The organism is Paraburkholderia caribensis, from assembly GCF_002902945.1.
GTDB classification, from domain to species: domain Bacteria; phylum Pseudomonadota; class Gammaproteobacteria; order Burkholderiales; family Burkholderiaceae; genus Paraburkholderia; species Paraburkholderia caribensis.
Map to the genome: position 1 here is coordinate 417,823 of NZ_CP026103.1, position 18,149 is coordinate 435,971.

The 18,149-nt window shown below is 64.5% G+C and carries 17 protein-coding genes; 14 read left to right on the forward strand and 3 right to left on the reverse strand.

The annotated features are described in order from the left end of the window. The first annotated feature begins 250 nt into the window (after positions 1–250). From C2L66_RS31340 to C2L66_RS31360, 5 genes are all read left to right on the forward strand, one after another. Positions 251–1,411 (forward strand): porin, encoded by a 1,161-nt coding sequence (locus C2L66_RS31340; protein WP_054931715.1) that lies wholly within the window; start codon positions 251–253, stop codon positions 1,409–1,411. Between the two features lie 343 nt (positions 1,412–1,754). Next, positions 1,755–2,636 (forward strand): RNA polymerase sigma-70 factor, encoded by an 882-nt coding sequence (locus C2L66_RS31345; protein WP_060610163.1) that lies wholly within the window; start codon positions 1,755–1,757, stop codon positions 2,634–2,636. A gap of 208 nt (positions 2,637–2,844) precedes the next feature. Further along, positions 2,845–3,324, forward strand: coding sequence for a carboxymuconolactone decarboxylase family protein (locus C2L66_RS31350; protein WP_060610166.1), 480 nt, complete (start codon positions 2,845–2,847; stop codon positions 3,322–3,324). A 60-nt stretch (positions 3,325–3,384) separates the two neighbouring features. Further along, positions 3,385–3,792 (forward strand): cupin domain-containing protein, encoded by a 408-nt coding sequence (locus tag C2L66_RS31355; RefSeq protein WP_054931722.1) that lies wholly within the window; start codon positions 3,385–3,387, stop codon positions 3,790–3,792. Between the two features lie 109 nt (positions 3,793–3,901). Further along, complete coding sequence (locus C2L66_RS31360; protein ID WP_054931718.1) at positions 3,902–4,903, forward strand: LysR family transcriptional regulator; 1,002 nt, start codon at positions 3,902–3,904, stop codon at positions 4,901–4,903. Between the two features lie 72 nt (positions 4,904–4,975). Here the strand turns inward: C2L66_RS31360 and C2L66_RS31365 are convergent, their stop codons facing one another. Further along, positions 4,976–6,082, reverse strand: coding sequence for an alpha/beta hydrolase (locus tag C2L66_RS31365; protein ID WP_060610169.1), 1,107 nt, complete (start codon positions 6,080–6,082; stop codon positions 4,976–4,978). 183 nt (positions 6,083–6,265) lie between these two features. Here C2L66_RS31365 and C2L66_RS31370 point away from each other — a divergent pair, with 183 nt between their 5' ends. After that, complete coding sequence (locus tag C2L66_RS31370) at positions 6,266–7,969, forward strand: PQQ-binding-like beta-propeller repeat protein (RefSeq protein WP_060610759.1); 1,704 nt, start codon at positions 6,266–6,268, stop codon at positions 7,967–7,969. 21 nt (positions 7,970–7,990) lie between these two features. Here C2L66_RS31370 and C2L66_RS31375 read toward each other — a convergent pair whose 3' ends face one another. Next, positions 7,991–9,730, reverse strand: coding sequence for an FAD-dependent oxidoreductase (locus C2L66_RS31375; protein WP_054931720.1), 1,740 nt, complete (start codon positions 9,728–9,730; stop codon positions 7,991–7,993). Between the two features lie 300 nt (positions 9,731–10,030). Here C2L66_RS31375 and C2L66_RS31380 point away from each other — a divergent pair, with 300 nt between their 5' ends. Both C2L66_RS31380 and C2L66_RS31385 read left to right on the forward strand, forming a co-directional pair. Further along, entirely contained in the window at positions 10,031–10,480 is a 450-nt protein-coding gene (locus C2L66_RS31380; protein WP_060610171.1) for an Ohr family peroxiredoxin, read from the forward strand. Positions 10,481–10,582: 102 nt separating this feature from the next. Then, entirely contained in the window at positions 10,583–11,308 is a 726-nt protein-coding gene (locus tag C2L66_RS31385) for a hypothetical protein (RefSeq protein ID WP_060610174.1), read from the forward strand. An 8-nt stretch (positions 11,309–11,316) separates the two neighbouring features. Here the strand turns inward: C2L66_RS31385 and C2L66_RS31390 are convergent, their stop codons facing one another. Next, the gene (locus C2L66_RS31390; RefSeq protein WP_060610177.1) at positions 11,317–12,162 is read right to left on the reverse strand and encodes an IclR family transcriptional regulator; all 846 of its coding nucleotides are present in this window, start codon (positions 12,160–12,162) and stop codon (positions 11,317–11,319) included. A 300-nt stretch (positions 12,163–12,462) separates the two neighbouring features. Between C2L66_RS31390 and C2L66_RS31395 the strand changes: the two genes are divergently transcribed. From C2L66_RS31395 to C2L66_RS31420, 6 genes are read left to right on the forward strand one after another with little or no spacing between them, the layout of a single operon-like run. Continuing rightward, on the forward strand, positions 12,463–13,554 hold the full coding sequence (locus C2L66_RS31395) for an ABC transporter ATP-binding protein (RefSeq protein WP_054931726.1): 1,092 nt from the start codon (positions 12,463–12,465) through the stop codon (positions 13,552–13,554). Then, positions 13,547–14,452, forward strand: coding sequence for an ABC transporter permease (locus tag C2L66_RS31400; RefSeq protein ID WP_060610180.1), 906 nt, complete (start codon positions 13,547–13,549; stop codon positions 14,450–14,452). The genes C2L66_RS31395 and C2L66_RS31400 overlap by 8 nt, the downstream gene beginning before the upstream one ends. 24 nt (positions 14,453–14,476) lie before the next feature. Then, positions 14,477–15,271 carry an ABC transporter permease gene (locus C2L66_RS31405; RefSeq protein WP_035995755.1) on the forward strand — a complete coding sequence of 265 codons (795 nt, stop codon included), beginning with the start codon at positions 14,477–14,479 and terminating at the stop codon, positions 15,269–15,271. Beyond that, positions 15,271–15,591 carry a (2Fe-2S)-binding protein gene (locus C2L66_RS31410; RefSeq protein WP_060610182.1) on the forward strand — a complete coding sequence of 107 codons (321 nt, stop codon included), beginning with the start codon at positions 15,271–15,273 and terminating at the stop codon, positions 15,589–15,591. Before C2L66_RS31405 ends, C2L66_RS31410 begins: the two co-directional genes overlap by 1 nt. Continuing rightward, positions 15,588–17,021, forward strand: coding sequence for an FAD/NAD(P)-dependent oxidoreductase (locus C2L66_RS31415; RefSeq protein ID WP_060610186.1), 1,434 nt, complete (start codon positions 15,588–15,590; stop codon positions 17,019–17,021). Before C2L66_RS31410 ends, C2L66_RS31415 begins: the two co-directional genes overlap by 4 nt. Continuing rightward, positions 17,014–18,141 (forward strand): NAD(P)/FAD-dependent oxidoreductase, encoded by a 1,128-nt coding sequence (locus C2L66_RS31420; RefSeq protein WP_060610189.1) that lies wholly within the window; start codon positions 17,014–17,016, stop codon positions 18,139–18,141. The genes C2L66_RS31415 and C2L66_RS31420 overlap by 8 nt, the downstream gene beginning before the upstream one ends. Positions 18,142–18,149 lie beyond the last annotated feature (8 nt).

Here is an 18,149-nt window from a genome sequence, read left to right on the forward strand (position 1 = left end):
AATACGCTTATTGTTTGTGAACACATGTCAGTGCTCACGAAAGCATGTGTATCTGTCTGAAAGCACTCCGGCATAGGACGCGTTGCTTTAGCGCCGCGCGACTGTGCGCTTGAGCGCCGGATATTTTTGACACTCCTATGATGAAGACGCTGTCGAGTCTGGCGCGCGCGAGGTTGCCAAACCATCGTCGGTTCTTTTATGATCGCGCGCCACAAAACGCTTCACCGCTACATCACGGAGCCGAACCAACATGAAGAAATCTTTACTCGCCCTCGCAACACTCGGAGTTTTTACCGCTTCCGCGCATGCGCAAAGCAGCGTGACGCTCTATGGTCTTATCGACACCGGTCTGGTGTACACCAATAACCAGCAGGGCCACAGCAACTGGCAGATGGTGAGCAGCTCGACGCAGAATACGGTGTTCGGGCTCAAGGGCTCGGAAGATCTGGGCGGCGGCTTGCATGCCGTATTCAAGCTCGAACAGGGTTTCCTGCTGAACAACGGCGCGCAGGCATTTTCGGGCAGTGCCTTCGGTTCGCAGGCGTGGGTCGGCCTGCAAAGCGATCCGTACGGTACCTTGACCTTCGGCCGCCAGTTCGACGCGATGAACGACCTTGTCGGGCCGCTGACAGCCGAGTTCAACACGTGGGGCGGCAGCATGGCCGCGCATCCGTTCGAGAACGACAACCTCGCTGCGAACTCCGTCGTCATCAACAACTCGGTCAAGTACACCAGCCCGACGTGGAGCGGCGTTACGGTCGAAACGATGTATAGCTTCAGCAACAAGGCAGGCGACTTCGCGAACAACCGCTCGTATGGCTTCGGCGTGTCGTATGCGATGGGCCCCGTCAATCTCGCCGCCGGTTACCTGCAGTTCAACAATGCGGGCAACGGCAGCGGCGCGACCACGTCGTCGGATACGAGCGCGAACTTCATCGCGGAACGGCAGCGCATCTGGTCGGTTGGCGGCAACTACACGTTTGGCCCGGCGACGGTTGGTCTCGTGTGGAGCCATTCGCAGATCGACAACGCCGCGGGTGTGTTCTCGTTCGGCACGGGCACCTATCTCGGCGCCAACGATTCATCGGCGGGAACGCTGGCCGGTTCGTTGCGACTGGATAACTACGAAGTGAACGCGAAATATGCGCTGACGCCGGCCTTGAGCGTGTCGGGCGCCTACACGTATACGCATGGCGCGTACAACGGTTCGTCGCCGGGATGGAACACGGCGATGCTGCAAACCGACTACGCACTCAGCAAGCGCACCGACTTCTACCTTGAAGGCGTTTATCAGAACGTGCATGGCGCACCGGCGGATTCGGTGCTGTCGCACGCGATGATCAACACGCTGTCGCCGTCGTCGACGGATTCGCAGGTTGCCGTGACGGTTGGCCTGCGTCACGCGTTCTGATCCGTGTGACGTAGCGAACGGGCGTCAGAACAGATGCCGCAAGCCAACGCGCACGGCAAGCTGCGAATTGGCGCCCGTTCTCGAATCGTTCGGACTGGCCCATCAGTGCGTGCCCTGCATCTTCCAAAGCAGCGGCAATTAAACAAAACGTATCTGCGGCGCAGGCGCTATCACGGGCTTTCTCGAAGACGCAGCGGCTCGAGCCGTTGCCCGATTCTTCATATCAAGCGTGTCCCGTCTACCATCCTGGTAGCGTATCCATGGCAAACTTCGGCTTTGTCATCTCCGCTCTGTCATGTCTCGCCCTCTTTCATTCGATGAGAAGGGCGAGGCCACGCACCTTATGGACGCCGACGCCTACGCCTTCGACCAGCTTCGCCCGCGCCTGCAGAAAATCGCCTACCGGATGCTCAGCTCCGTCGCCGAAGCCGAAGACATCGTGCAGGACGTCTGGTTGCGCTGGCACGCAGCCGACCACGCGAGCATCGACAACGCCGAAGCGTGGCTCGTTTCCGTCACGACGCGCATGTCCATCGACCGTCTGCGTGCAGCGAAAATCCAGCGCGAGCACTACACGGGCATCTGGCTGCCCGAGCCTGAGATCAGCGACTCGCCCGCGACGCCCGAGGAGATGACCGAGCGCGCCGACGACGTGTCCGTCGCGTTCCTGATGCTGCTCGAACGGCTCACGCCCGAAGCGCGCGCCGCCTTCCTGCTGCGCGAAGTCTTCGACGCGGACTATGACGAGGTCGCCGATGCGATCGGCAAGACGGAATCCGCATGCCGTCAGCTGGTGAGCCGCGCGAAGGCGCAACTGCGCGACGAGCGTCCGCGTTATGCGGTGCCGCGCGAGAAGCATCGCCAGTTGTTGCAGGGCTTTGCGCAGGCGCTCGCGAGCGCGGACTTCCACGCCATCAACGCGTTCCTCGCCGAGGACGCCACGCTGATCGGCGACGGCGGCGGCAAGGTGAAGAGCTTCCCGAAGCCGATGATGGGCGGCCGGCGTATTGCGCAGCTGTTCTATGCGGCATTGCGGCGTTTTCCGGGCGGGGTTCACGTCAAGCTCGTGACGCTCAACGGGCAGGGCGCGCTGTTGCGGTATATCGAAGGCAAGCTCGAATCGGCGATGTCGTTCGAAACGGACGGCGAGCGTATCGTCAGCATTCACGTTCAACGCAATCCCGACAAGCTGGCGCGCATCGCCGCCGCCTACGGCGAACCCTGAGTGCGACGACGATCGCGGCGCCCGTGATCGGCTGACAGCGGCTGACAGCGGCTGACCGCGGGATTGGTGCCGGATGGGCAACACGGTGAGCCCGTCCGCAGGTCTACCGCGGCGCGCGTCACGAACCTACCATGGCTTCGTGCGGTTCACTACCGCGAACGGCATCCGTCCCGCACGGATGCTTCCGTCATCGTCGCCAGGAGAAGTCATGACTCAGCGTATCAACTACTTCCATCAATCGCCCGAGCTAGCGAAGAAGTTCATCGAGCTCAGCAATCTTCTGAAGGATTGCGCCATTGAAGAACCGATCCGCGATCTCGTCAATATCCGCGCTTCGCAGATCAACGGTTGCGGTTTTTGCCTCGACATGCACGTGAAGGAAGCGACGATTCACGGCGAGCGCGCGCTGCGTCTCCATCATGTGGCTATCTGGCGCGAGTCGACGCTGTTCTCGCCGCGCGAACGCGCCGCGCTCGCGTGGACGGAAGTGCTGACCACATTGCCCGAGCACGGCGTGCCCGACGATATCTACGAGCGTGTGCGCGGCCAGTTTTCGGAAAAGGAACTGTCGGACCTGACATTCGAAGTCATGGCCATCAACGCCTGGAACCGTGCGAACGTGGCGTTCAAGTTCGTGCCGGGATCGTCCGACAAGGCATTCGGCCTGGACAAGGCGAACCTCGCCTGAGCCGGGGCGCCGTTCCCGTTCAACCTCGGCCTGTGCGGGCCGCCATGTGAGGAGCGCATGATGTTTTGCTCGAAGAGAATTGTCGCGGCCCTGCTCGTCATGGCGGGCACGTTGACGAACCAGGCCCGCGCCGAGCCGCCCGCGGCCATCGTGACACCCGTCATGACCAGGCCGCTCGACGACTATCCCGGCAAGGAAGCGTTGATGATCCTGGTCGAATATCCGCCCGGCGCCGTGGACCCGGTGCATCGGCATCATGCGCACGGGTTCATCTACGTGCTCGAAGGGTCGATCGTGATGCAGGTCAGAGGCGGCAAGGAAGTCACGCTGACGCCGGGCCAGTCCTTCTATGAAGGCCCGAACGATGTTCACACGGTGGGCCACAACGCGAGCCAGACGAAGCCCGCGAAGTTTCTTGTGCTGCTGCTGAAGGACAAGGGCGCGCCCATTCTGGTGCCGGAGAAATAGGACGCGCGAGCGGCCTTGCGCAAGGCCGCAAAAGAAAATTCGCGGGCCACGTCACAAACGCAAGCGCTGAAACGTCTAGTCGGATATGGACTTCACTCTTCGCGCTTCCATGTCAGACTACGCACCGCGCCGCTCCGTGACGGGCGCCGACGATCCGATTGCCAGCACGTTTGCAACGAGTTTCGCCGGTGTTGTTTCCTTTCTTGCCGTTGCCAACGAAGGCAGTTTCGCCAAGGCGGGCGATCGCCTCGGCATTGGCCGCTCGTCCGTCAGCAGGAACGTGCAGAAGCTGGAGGCCCAGCTGGATACGCGCCTCTTTCTGCGCACCACCCGCTGCACGTCGCTGACGCGCGAAGGCGAACTCTTCTTCGAGAACTGCCAGGCGGGTGTCGAGCGTATCGTCCAGGCGCTCGAAGAGATGCGCGAGCTGCGCAGCGGGCCGCCGCGAGGGCGGCTGCGCATCTACTCGACACCGGGCTTCGGGCGCAGGATCGTCGCGCCGTTGCTGCGCGGCTTTCATGCGCAGTACCCGGATATCTCGCTGGAACTGCTGCTCAACGACCGTCCCGCCGACTTCACGGCCGATCGCATCGACGTGTCGTTTCGCGACGGACGCATGGAAGACAGCGAGATCGTCGCGCGTCAATTGATACCCATGCAGATGATCGTCTGCGCGTCGCCCGCGTATGCGGCCGCGCACGGCTTGCCGCGCCATGTCGACGAACTGGCCGATCATCGCTGCATCAACCTGCGTACGGCGACGGGGCGCGTGAGGGAGTGGGAATTCAAGGTCGACGGCCTGCCGGTGCGCCGCCAGTTGCATGCGCCGCATACCTTCAACGACCCGGATCTGATTCTCCAGGCGGTGCTGGACGGACTAGGCATCGCGCAACTGCCTGGTTATCAGGTGTGCGATCTGCTCGGCGAAGGGCGTCTCGTCACCTGCCTCACCCAGTATGCCCCCGACGACAGCCGTCATTACATCTGCTATCTGAGCCGCAAGCATCTTCCGGCGCGCATCCGCGTGTTCGTCGACTACATGACGGAGCACACGCGCGCGCTCGACCTGCATTGCCTGACCACGATGGATGCGATGGCAACGGTCGACTGAGCGCGGCGGGGGTTCGAATCCGCGTCCTCGCACGTTGAACTCGACGCGTGGCGCTCGCAATCGCAAGCTGCCTCACCGCGACGGCATTTCACGCTCGCCGGGACATGACGACGGCACTCGCCCGTCGAACAGCACGGCCATGCCGCACTCGGATGTCAGCATGCGTCGCGCGTCGTGTCCCGCGCCGGGCACTTCGACCACGCGCTGATTCAGGCCGACGGGATACCGCCGTTGCAGATAGTCGAAGTACGCAAGCCCACGCGCGAGCCTGAACGGACCTTGCGCCATCGCCGCGCAGGAGCGGTCGATAAAATGCGTGCGCGGGTTCACGTCTTCCATTCCGAGCAGATACACGACATCGCGCTTCGCGTAGCGCGCCTCGATTTGCGCCGCGTCCTGCGAGGCGACATAAGCCGGCGGGTCGGCCATGCCGTACTTCCATTCGACCGCGCGCGGACAGGCCTGTGTATCGACGTGCTGGAAAACACCGCGCGAGACGGGACGTTCATCGTCGAAGTACAGATAGCTCGACGGATTCGCGACGACGTACCGCACGTGGATGCCGTCGCGCGCCAGCGCTTCACCGGCGCGTCCCGCCACGGCATAACGCTGCACGACCTGCGCACCCGCCGAATGCCCGATCACCGTCACCGAAGATAACGCGGGATAGCGCTGCCTGTCGTCGAAATGTTCGAGCAGCGCATCGAGCGCGGCGAAGGAACTCACCGGCGCGGGGCGGCGCGCGGGCGCGCCTTCCTTCCATCCGGCTTCGGACCACGCGAGCGTGCTTTCAGGCATCGGGAACGCGCGCAGATCGCGCGTCGTCAGAAACTGCGGCGCGACAATCATGGTTCGTGTTGCATCCGGCCCGGCAGCGGCGAGCACTTGCTGCCCGGTGGCGAAGTACTGGTCCGCGTTGCGCAACGTGCCGTGAACGATGATGAATACGCGCGTGACGCCGGGTTGTGCGGCGTCGATGTTGCGATCGGCGTAGAGTGGCAACGTGCCGTCGCCTTCGGGCGTAACGACACGCATGGCCTGATCGGCGACATGCGCGACGGGCCCGTTCTGTCGCGACGATGCGGTGTCTGCGGCGGCGTGCGCGCGGTTTGCCGCCGCCAATGCCAAGGCGATCCATGCCGCGGCGAGCCACGGGCGCCGTGCCGGTTCTGAAAACATATCGAATGTCTCGTGAGGTACGTGCGTATTTAACGCGCGACGCGGCGTTATCCGTCGCATGAATCTGGCGCGTCGCGGAACGCAAATTGCTCAGTTGCAATGCCGGAATTTCGCCGACATGCGACTTTCGACACCTGCAAGGCCGACAATCTATGCGGTCGCCCGACCGCCTGGGAGACGTCCATGAACCGCTGGCAGCGTTCGTTCTCCAATCTGCGCAGTTCCCGGCATATCGCGATTTTGGGCCTCGTCACGGCGATTTGCATATCGTGCAGCGGGGGCGGCTCGTCGAACAACGCGAGCACGAACGGCGGGAGCGGCGGCTCGGGCAGTCCGGGCGGTTCGGGGGGCTCGGGCAGTTCGGGCGGCACGGCGGCGGCAGTCACCGACGTGCTCACCTACCACAACGATGTGGCCCGCACAGGGCAATACCTCGCGGAAACCACGCTCACGCCCGCGAACGTCAACGCGGCGAGCTTCGGCAAGGTGGGTTTTTTGTCCGTCGACGGCAAAGTGGACGCGCAACCGCTGTACGTCGGCAACGTGCAGGTGAACGGCGCGGCGCACAACGTCGTGTACGTCGCGACCGAGCACGCGAGCGTGTACGCATTCGACGCCGACAGCAACGCCCAGCTCTGGCAGCGCTCGCTGCTCGGCGCGGGCGAAACGACCAGCGATCCGCGCAACTGCGCGCAGATTTCCCCTGAGATCGGCATTACGGCGACGCCCGTCATCGATCGCGGCCGCGGGACGAACGGCGTGATGTATGCGGTGGCGATGAGCAAGGACGGCGCCGGCACGATTCATCAGCGCCTGCACGCCATCGATCTCGCCACAGGCGCCGAAGCGCTCGGCGGACCCACGGACATAACGGGCCGCTATCCGGGCAGCGGCGCGAACAGCAGCAACGGCGTGACCGTATTCGATCCACAGCAATACGCGGAGCGGCAGGCGCTGACGCTGGTCAACGGCAACGTCTATCTGGCGTGGACCTCGCACTGCGACCAGGGGGTCTACGGCGGCTGGGTGATGGCCTACAACGCCGATACGCTCGCGCAGACGGGCGCGCTGAACCTGACGCCGAACGGCAGCGGCGGCGCGGTATGGATGGGTGGCGGCGGCATGGCGTCGGACGGCACGTCGCTCTATCTGCTCGATGCCAACGGCACGTTCGACACCACGTTGAACGCGCAAGGTTTTCCATCGAATGGCAATTTCGGCAATGCGTTCATCAAACTCCAAGCCGCGCCGAACCTCAGTGTGGCGGACTATTTCGCCACTTTCGATACCGTGTCGCAATCCGCGCGCGACGCCGACCTCGGTTCCGGCGGCGCGATGGTGTTACCCGATCTCGTCGATGCGAGCGGCGTCACCCGGCGTCTTGCGCTCGGCTCGGGCAAGGACTCGAAGATTTATGTCGTCGATCGCGACAACCTGGGCAAATTCAACGGCTCCAGCAATGCGATCTGGCAGGAGATCGACGGCCAACTGATAGGCGGCGTGTTCACGACGGCGGCGTTTTACGGCAACGTCGTGTACTACGGCGCGGTCGGCGATAACCTGAAGGCGTTCCCGGTCAGCGGCGCGCGTCTCGCCGCCACGCCCGCATCGCAAAGCGGCTTCAAGTTCCCGTATCCGGGCACGACGCCGAGCATCTCGGCGAACGGCGCGCAGAACGCGATCGTGTGGGCGGCGGAAAACGGCGCGGTGGCGGCGCTGCATGCGTTCAATGCCGCGAATCTCGCGCAGGAGCTGTACAACAGCAATCAGTCCGGCTCGCGCGATACGTTCGGCGCGGGCAACAAGTACATCACGCCGATGGTCGCGCATGGACGCGTGTATGTCGGCACGACGAATGGCGTCGCGGTGTTCGGATTGTTGAAATAGCCCGGCCGCGCGGCGCGCCCGCTAACACGCGGCCCGCGCCTCGGCCAGCAGACGATGGATCTGCGCGACCACGCCCGCGCCTTCGCCGACTGCCGACGCGACCCGCTTGGTCGACCCCGAGCGCACGTCGCCGATCGCGAAGACGCCCGGCACGCTGGTCTGCAATGACATCGATTGCAGCCCGGCGCCGGGAATGTCGGGCCCCGTCAAGACGAACTCCCTGTCGTCGAGCGCCACGCCGCATGTCTTGAGCCAGCCGGTGTTCGGCTCGGCGCCGATGAAGACGAACAGATGATGCGTCGTCATGCTGCCTTCGATGCCGCCCGCGCCGCGATAGTGCACGCGTTCGAGCCGCGCATCGCCTTGCAGCGCCGTCAGTTCGACGCGCGTGTGGAGCGTCACGTTCGGCAGCGCGAGAATCCGTTCGATCAGATAGTGCGACATGCTGTGCTCGAGGCTCGCGCCGCGTATGAACATGTGCACATGCTCGGCATGCGACGCCAGAAACACGACTGCCTGTCCCGCCGAATTGCCGCCGCCGATCAGCAGCACGGGCTCCTTGCGGCACAGACGCGCCTCGATCGGCGTTGCCCAGTAGTAGACGCCGGAGCCTTCGAAACGCTCCAGCCCGTCGACGTCCGGGCGCCGATACTCCGCGCCGCTCGCGATCACGACGGTACGCGCAGTGATGCGCCGGGCGTCGGTGAGTTCGACGACGGGCGGCTGCTTGTCGCAATACAGGGCCCGCACCTCGCACGGAATGCCGATGTGCGCGCCGAACTTCTGCGCCTGCACAAATGCGCGGCCCGCTAGCGCGTGGCCGGTGATGCCCGTCGGAAAACCCAGATAGTTTTCGATGCGCGAACTGGTGCCGGCCTGGCCCCCGGGCGCGCGGCAATCGAGCGCGGCCACCGACAGCCCTTCCGAAGCCGCGTACACGGCCGCCGCCAGTCCCGCCGGACCCGCGCCGACAATGGCGACGTCGTACACATGCGCCGGATCGAATTCGGGAATCAGCCCGAGACACGAAGCGAGCTGTCCTTCGTCGGGATTGCGCAGCACCGTGCCGTTCGGGCACAGGACGAGCGGAAAGTCGTCGGGTTGCGGGGTCAGCCGTGCGAGCAACGCGATGGCTTCGGCGTCCTTGTCCGCGTCGAGCGTCAGGCTGGGGAACACATTGCGGCGCAGGAAGTTTTGCAGCGCGATCAGCCGCCCGTGGTTGGACGGGCCGACCAGCACCACGCCGTGTCCGCGCTCGATCACCAGAACGCGCCGCAGAATCAGCGCGCGCATGATCTTCTCGCCCAGATCGGCTTCGCTGATCATCATCGCGCTCAGTTCGTCGGGCCGTAGCAGGATCGCTTCGACGTCTTCGACCACGTGCGCGTCGACCACGGCCGGCTTGCTGGAGAGCTGCGTGACATCCGACGTGAACTCGCCGCGTTGCGTGTAGGTATGAATAATCCGCTCGTGGCCGAGACCGTCGCGCCCGACTATCCGCACCTTGCCCGACAGCAGCACGAACACGCCGGGACACAGACTGCCCGCACGATAGAGCAGGGCGCCCGTGGTGTAGCGCGACGGCGCGCCGAAGCGGCGTATCCGATCGATTTCCGCTTCCGAGAGCACGGGAAACATCTGCTGGTGCCGCGGATGATCGCGCACGCTCGGGTCTTCGAGGAGATCGCCGTCAAAGAGGTTCGCGTCCGTGGCGGGCTCACGGGCGGGCGCTGCGTCTGACGGCGTTGACTCGTTGCTCATCGCGGACTTCCTCCGGCGCATGACGGGGTGGCGCGTGGGCGTTGCGCAAGTGTTGGCTGCCCGTCAGCCAAGCATACTTCCATCATTCGATTCTTGCGTGCGATGGGCCGGTTTTGGTGTTTCCTGGCCGCGTGTTTCATTCGATCACGTTGCGTCGCTTCGCTGATCACTATCGAAAGCGTGTGAGCGATTAAATCGTATGCGATTGACATGGCGGGGCGCTTCCATCAATATGCATCGCATGCGATTGAATCGCATGATTTATATAAACCGATCTCCACTTTCGACTTAGGAATCACAATGACCAGAATTGAAAAAGTCCTGTTCACGGGCAAGACGCACACGACGGCAAGCCAGCACGCTGACGCTTCGCGCGGCCACGAAGAGCGGCTCGACCTGAGACTGTCCGCGCCGGGCAACGACGCACATCCGCAGCATGTGTTCGAAGCCGCCGATCCGCATCCGACGGCGGAGCAACTGTTCGCGGGCGCGTGGTCGGCATGTCTGATCACCGCGATCGGGTTGGCGGCCAAGGCGAAGAAAGTCGCGCTGCCGTCCGACCTCGCGCTCGACATCGAGATCGATCTCGGCATGACGGGCAACGCGTACTTCCTCGGCGCGCGGATCGACGTGAGCATGCCGGGCGTGCCGCGCGAACTCGCCGAAGCAGTCGTGCATGCCGCAGACGAACTGTGTCCGTACTCGAAGGCCACGCGCGGCAACATCGAAGTCGCGATCAACGTGATCTAGGCGTTCGTCACGTGCGCGCGTGCGCAAGCGGATGCCGTGCGTCTGGCCCGAAAGGGCGCGCTAGAATGAAAATCTGCGCCCTTTCATCGACGGCAGACGGCCATGAACCTGTGCATCGCCCGCTTCGTTCGCCCAACGGTGTCTGCCCTCTGTGCTGCGTCGCTCGCCGCGATTGCCGGGTGTGGCGGCAGCGTGTGCATCGGCTTCGACGGCTGCACGGGCGCAGTCGTGGTGCAGAACCTTGCGCTCGCTGGCACGGCGGCCACCGGCAAGGCACTCGCGAGCGCGAACCTCAACGTGGCCTGCGCGCAAGGCTCGGGGGCCACGTTAACGGATGGCGGCGGACGCTACAGCCTCGCATTCAATGCGACGCCGCCGTGCGTGATGACCGTGACTTCCGGCGGCACGACGCTGCATTCGCTCGCCTTCGCTGGCGGCACCTTCAACACGACGCCCGAAACCGAACTGATGCTCGTCTACCTCGCCGCGCAACTCGGCACTAGCGTGTCCAGTCTGATTGCGAATTTCGCCAGCAACGCGCAATTTCAGCAGGCGCTTGCGAACCAGAGCAATGTCCTGAATGCGCAATCGGCGGTGGTCGCGAATCTGCAGCAACACTATGCCGTCACGCTCGCTGCACCCGCGTTCCTGACGACGCCATTCACGGTCGGGCAGGCAGGCGTCGATAGCGATCTCGATGCGCTCGCGAAAGCGGGTGCCATCGACGCCAACGGTATGCCCGATTCAGCCGCCGTTGCGCTGATGGCGCAAGCGGGTGCCGCGCATCCGCTTGCGAAAGCATCCGCGCCTTTATCGGGCGGTATGTAAGTCGCGCGTCACGCGATCGGTTCTGTCGTCAGCGCGCGTGTCAGACCGTGCATCGGACGGCGCATCGCGACATCGAACGGATTCACCTGCGGGCCGATCAGATCGGCCTGGCGCTTGAGAAGCTCGACGACCATCGGCAAACGGTCTTCGCCCAGACGCGCCGACAGTGTGCCGACGCTCAGCGCCGCCACCGCGCAGCCCGTCCGGTCGATGATCGGCACGGCCACGCCCGCCATGCCTTCCAGCACGCCGCTATTGCGCCCCGCGTAGCCGAGTTGCCGGACGCGTTCGATTTCTGTGCGCAGATAGACCTCGTCGAGCACGCCATAACTGCGCAGCCGCGGCACGTTGAAGCGGATAATCTCTTCGCGCTCGGCTTCAGGCAGGAACGCGAGAATCGCAAGGCTGCCTTGGCCGACGCCCAGTGCGACGCGGCCGCCGATATCGCCTGTGAACGAGCGGATCGGAAACGGGCCTTCGCACATGTCGAGACACACGGCATCGAAGCTGCTTTTGACGAGCAGGAAGATCGTGTCGCCGAGACTCGCGCACAGTCGCAGCAAGGCAGGGCGGCACAGTTCGCGCATGCCGCTCGGATTGCCGGCCTGCGAGGCCAGCGCAAAAAAGTCGACGCTCAGCCGATAAAGCTTCGTACTCTGATCCTGCTCGACGACCCCTTCGGCAATCAGCGCATGCAGGATGCGATGCACGGTGGCCTGCGTCAGCCCGACGGCTTTCGCGATGCGCGTGACGCGGCCGCCTTCGGGTTGAATTTCTCCGAGCGCCCGGATCACCGCGAATGCGCGCTGCAACATGCCGGTGCCGGGAGCTTCGGCTTCTTTCGAAGAATTCATTGGCGATCTCGATTCGGATTCCATTGAACGGAATACTAGCTGATGTTCTTCCTGAAAAACAAACTGTTGTCTCCAAACGCCTTGAAAGCGACAGTACACGCGCGCTTCAGTATTTTCACTGACGGCACGCAGCGGAACATAACGCATGAGCATGGGACAAATATTCCACTCAACGGAAGAAATGGAATCTTTATATCGTTGATTGGAATTTGACATTGACGCTCTGGAATTTGGCTAGCTAGAGTCGGCTCAACAGACACCCGTCGATTCAGCCGGTGCCGTGCACCGAAAGGCCAGACCATGTCGTTCCTCACATTGACTGACGTTTCGAAGACGTTCGGCGATCTGCACGCCGTGACGGGCGTCAACCTCGCGGTGGAAAAGGGCGAATTCGTTTCGCTGCTCGGCCCGTCGGGCTGCGGCAAGACGACCACGCTGCAGATGATCGCGGGCTTCATCGAAACGACGCGCGGCCGCATCATGCTCGACGGCCGCGACATCACGCACATGAAGCCGAACCGGCGCGGCCTCGGCATCGTCTTTCAAAGCTACGCGCTGTTTCCCCATATGAGCGTTGCGCAGAACGTCAGCTTCGGGCTGGAAATGCGCGGCGTCGATAAAACCGAGCGCGCCGACCGTGTGCGCGAAGCCCTCGCGCTGGTGCGGCTCGATGCGCTCGCGCATCGCTTTCCGCGGGAATTGTCGGGCGGTCAAAGGCAGCGTGTCGCGATTGCGCGCGCGATCGTGATCGCGCCGCCCGTGCTGCTGCTCGACGAACCGATGTCGAACCTCGATGCGAAGCTGCGCGAGGACATGCAGTTCGAACTGCGCGCCATTCAACGCAAGATCGGCACGACGACCATCATGGTCACGCACGATCAATCCGAAGCGCTGTCGATCAGCGATCGCGTGGTCGTGATGGAAGCGGGGCGCATCACGCAGATCGACACGCCGTATCGCGCGTACGAGCGGCCCGAGAATCTGTTCGTGTCGCAGTTCATCGGCAAGGCGAACATGCTGGCGGGCAAGATCGTATCGCGCGACGGCGACGCGATCGGCATCGACCTGGGCCACGATCTCGCGGAAACGGGCAGCGTGGCGCAACTGGCCGCGCAAGGCCAGGCGATCGGCGTCGGCGACGCCGTCACGCTGTGCATTCGCCCGGAAAAACTGCGCCTCTGCGCGCCCGACAAAGGGCGTCTCGCGGGCAACGTGACGAGCCGTTTCTTTCTCGGCAGCCAATGGCTTTACCGGCTCGACAGCCGCGTCGGCGAGATGCTGGTGTGCTGTCAGAACGAAGGCAACGAACCGTTTTCGGAGGGCGCGCAAGTCGGCATCGACTGGCATAGCGATTCGCTGCGCCTGATCGGCCAGGAGCGCGCGCATGGATAGCACGCTGCCCGCCACGCAAAGCGCGAACGCCAGCGCAGCGCGCGCGCCATGGCGCGCCTTCGTGCCGCTCTGGCTGATGAGCGCGCCCGCGTTGATTCTGTTCGCGACGCTCGTGCTCGTACCGCTCGCCATGACGCTCGCGCTGACCTTCTACCGCTTCGATCCCGCCAGCGGCCCGATCGCCGCATTCGACTTGCACAACTACGTCGAAGTGCTCGGCTCATCGTATTTCCACACGATCTTCCTGCGCACCTTCGGCATCGCCTTGCTGACTACCGTGCTGTGCGTCGCGATCGGCACACCCGAAGCCTATGTGCTGTCGCGCATGCGCGACCCCTGGCGCTCACTGTTCCTGCTGGTGATTCTCGCGCCGCTGCTGGTGTCGGTAGTGGTGCGCGCATTCGGCTGGAGCATGCTGCTCAATACGAACGGTCTCGTCAATCAGGCGTTCGCGCTGTTCGGCCTCGGACCGTACAAGCTCGAATACACGACCTTCGCCATCGTCATTGCGCTCGTGCACGTGATGCTGCCGTTCATGGTGATTCCCGTGTGGACCGCGTTGCAGCGGCTCGATCCGCAGACGGAGAACGCGGCGTTGTCGCTGATGGCGTCGCCTGCGACGACGTTGCGCCGCATCGTGTTGCCGCAACTCGTGCCCGGCATTCTGTCCGGCAGCCTGATGGTGTTCGGCCTCTCGGCGAGCGCCTTTGCGATTCCCGGCCTGCTTGGCGGACGCCGTCTGAAGGTGGCGGCGACGGCTGTCTACGACCAGTTCCTGAGCTCGATGAACTGGCCGCTCGGCGCGACGATCGCGGTGCTGCTGCTGGTCGCGAACCTGGTAGTGATGCTCACCTACTACCGCGTGCTCGAGCGGCGCTACACGCGCAGCATGGGCTGACGCGAACCCGACAGGCGAAACATCATGCGCAAGAACGGCCCCTTTGCACTCGCGTTCCACACCATCGTGATTCTGTTCGTGCTCGCGCCACTGGCGATCGTCGTGCTGGTTGCCTTCACGCCCGACGAAACCTTGACGCTGCCCACGCATGGCTTCTCGCTGCGCTGGTTTCGCGCGATTCTGGACTATCCGGACTTCATCACGGCGTTCTTCAACAGCCTGAAACTGGCCTTCGCTTCGGCGACGCTGTCGCTCGTCGTGGCCTTGCCTGCGGGCCTGGCGATTGGCCGCGCGCGCTTTCCGGGGCGCAATTTTCTCAATGCGTTGCTGCTGTCGCCGCTCGTGATTCCCGGCCTCGTGCTCGGCATCGCGATGCTGCGCTTCTTCGCGCTGATCGGCGCAACGGGTTCTTTCGCCTGGTTGATTCTTGCGCACATGGTCGTGATCACGCCGTTCGTGATGCGCCTCGTGCTTGCGTCGGTGAGCGGGCTGGACCGCAGCATCGAGCACGCGGCGTCGTCGCTCGGCGCCGACGCGTGGACCACGTTCCGCCGCATCACGCTGCCGATGATCGTGCCCGGCATCACGGGCGGCTGGCTGCTTGCGTTCATCAACAGCTTCGACGAACTGACGATGTCGATCTTCGTCACGTCGCCGCAGACGGTGACGCTGCCGGTGCGGATGTACATGTACGCCACCGAATCGATCGATCCGATGATGGCGTCCGTCTCCGCGCTCGTCATCTTCATCACGGCGGGCGCGATGCTGCTGCTCGACCGTGTCTACGGTCTTAACCGCATTCTGATTGGCCAGCACTGATGGCTTCTTGCTCTCCCGCTCACATGTCCCGTTCCCACAGCCAGTTGCTGCGCGTGGCCGAAGCCGAACGCGCGCCGGTGTCATTCTTTCTCGATGGCGTCGAAGCCGGCGCGCTGACGGGCGATACCGTGCTGACGGCCATTCTCATGCAGCAGCGCCACGTGCGTCACAGCGAATTCAGCGGCGAGCCGCGCGCGGGCTTTTGCATGATCGGCGCGTGCCAGGACTGCTGGGTGCGTTGCGAAGACGGCGCGCGGATTCGCGCATGTTCGACGCCGGTGAAAGAAGGCATGCGGATCGTGACGAAGGGCGCGCCATGACGCGTGGCCAACAGGTGGTGATCGTCGGCGCGGGGCCTGCGGGGATTCGCGCGGCGCAGACGCTGGTGGCGGCGGGCATCCGGCCCATCGTGCTGGATGAAAACGCGCGCTGGGGCGGACAGATCTATCGTCAGCCGCCGGCCGATGCGGGTTTCCGCCGCAGCAAGGCGACGCTCTACGGCTTCGAGTGGAAGAAGGCCGATGCCGTGCACGAAGCGATGCGCGCGCTTGTCCCGCATATCGACTATCGGCCGGAGACGCTCGTATGGTCGTGCGAAGGCCGCAGGCTGGACACGATGTGCAATGGCCGCGAGGCCAGCGTGGCGTTCACGCAGTTGATCATCGCGAGCGGCGCGACGGATCGCGTGTTGCCCGTGCCCGGATGGACACTGCCCGGCGTCTATACGCTGGGCGGCGCGCAGGTCGCGCTGAAGGCGCAGGGCAGCGCGATCGGGCGGCGCGTCGTGCTGGCGGGCACGGGGCCGTTGCTGTATCTCGTCGCGTATCAATACGCGAAGGCGGGCGCGCGGATCGAAGCCGTGCTCGACACTAGCGCGTGGTCGAAGCAGGTCGCTGCTGTACCGAAGCTCATCAGTCAGCCGTCGACGTTCGCCAAGGGCGTCTATTACGTGGCGTGGCTCAAGGCTCGCGGCGTCAGAGTGGAGCGCGACGTGACGCTGGCCGGTATCGACGGCGAGGACGGCGTGGCGGGCATTCGCTTCAAGGCATCGCGTGATAACGGGCGCATCGAGACGATTGCCTGCGATGCCGTCGGTCTCGGCTTCGGCTTGCGCCCGGAAACGCAGCTCGCCGATCTCGCCGGATGCCGCTTTCGCTTCGATTCATTGAACGGCTGCTGGCTGCCCGAGCGCGACGCGGCAGGGCGCAGCTCGGTGGCCGGCATCTATCTCGCAGGCGACGGCGCGGGCATCGCGGGCGCGGATGCGGCTGAACTCGCGGGCCGGCGTGCGGCGCTCGCGCTGCTCGACGATCTGCGCATCGCGCATCCGGCGCAGACGGATGGCCTCGATGCCGCGACGCTGGAGCGCCGCCTGCAACGCATTGCCGTGTTTCGCGCTGGTATCGAAGCGGCCTTCGCGCCACCCTCGCAACCCGCGAAGCAATGGCCCGACGACATGACCGTCTGCCGTTGCGAAGAAGTCGATGCGGGTACGTTACGGCGCTGCATTCGCGGCGGCGAGGCGGGCGAGATCAACCGGCTCAAGGCCTTGACGCGTGTCGGCATGGGCCGCTGCCAGGGACGCATGTGCGGCGAAGCGGCCATTGCGCTGCTGAGTGAGGAAACGGGGCGTCCGGTCGAAGGCGTCGGGCGTCTGCGCAGCCAGGCGCCCATCAAGCCCATTCCCATCTCGCCGATGCTGTTCGACGACGACGTCGCCGCGATTCCCGAGGAGGCACGCGATGAGTGACGCTGTTCACTATCAGGTCGTGATCGCGGGCGGCGGGCTGGTCGGCGCGTCGGCGGCACTGGCGCTCGCGCGGCGCGGCGTGCGCGTCGGACTGTTCGAGCGGCGCTATTGCGGCGCCCAGGCGAGCGGCGTCAACTACGGCGGCGTGCGCTGCCAGGGGCGCCCCGCCGAACAGATGCCGCTTGCGATGCGCGCACGGCGCGTCTGGGACCGCTTGCCGGAACTGATCGGCATCGACGGGGAGCTCGTGGTGTCGGGTCATCTGCGTCTGGCGCGACGCGACAGCGATTTTGCCGTGCTCGAAACATGGGCCGCGATGGCGCGCGAACATGGGCTCGAAACCGGGCTGCTGGCGGGCGCGGCGTTTCGCAAGCGCTATCCGTGGCTTGGCGGCGCGGCGTTGGGCGGCTCGCTATGCATGAGCGACGGCCACGCGAATCCGCGCCTCGTGTCGCCCGCCTTTGCGCGCGCGGCGCAACGCGCGGGCGCCGTGGTGCGCGAGCAAACCGCGCTCACCGACATCGCGCATGACGGCACGCGCTTCCAGCTTCGCGCCGGCGACGAACGCATCACCGCCGACTGGTTGATCAACAGCGCGGGCGCGTGGGCGAACACCGTTGCGGGCTTTTTCAACGAAGCCGTGCCGATGAAACCGATCTACCCGAACATGTGGGTGACCGAGCCGCTGCCGCGCTTCATCGCGCACAACCTGGGCGTCGTGGGCGGCGGCGTGTACGCGCGCCAGGTCGAACGCGGCAACTGCGTGATCGGCGGCGGGCGCGGCCATGGCGACGGCGAATACGCGCAACCGTCCACGCAGACCACGCGCGCCGTGATGCGCGACGCGTGCGCGCTGCTGCCCGCCTTGCGCGACGCATTGCTGATCCGCACGTGGAGCGGCGTCGAAGGCGAGACGCCCGACAGCAACCCCGTGATCGGCGCGAGCCAGAAGGTGCCGCGCCTGCTGCATGCATTCGGTTTTTCGGGCGGCGGCTTTCTGCTTGCGCCCGGTGTCGGCGAGGTGCTGGCCGACCTCGTGATCGACGGCGAGACTTCGACGCCGCTCGATGCGTTTGCGATCGGCCGCTTCAACCGAAGCGCGATCCCCGCTGTTCTTTAATCCTGTCA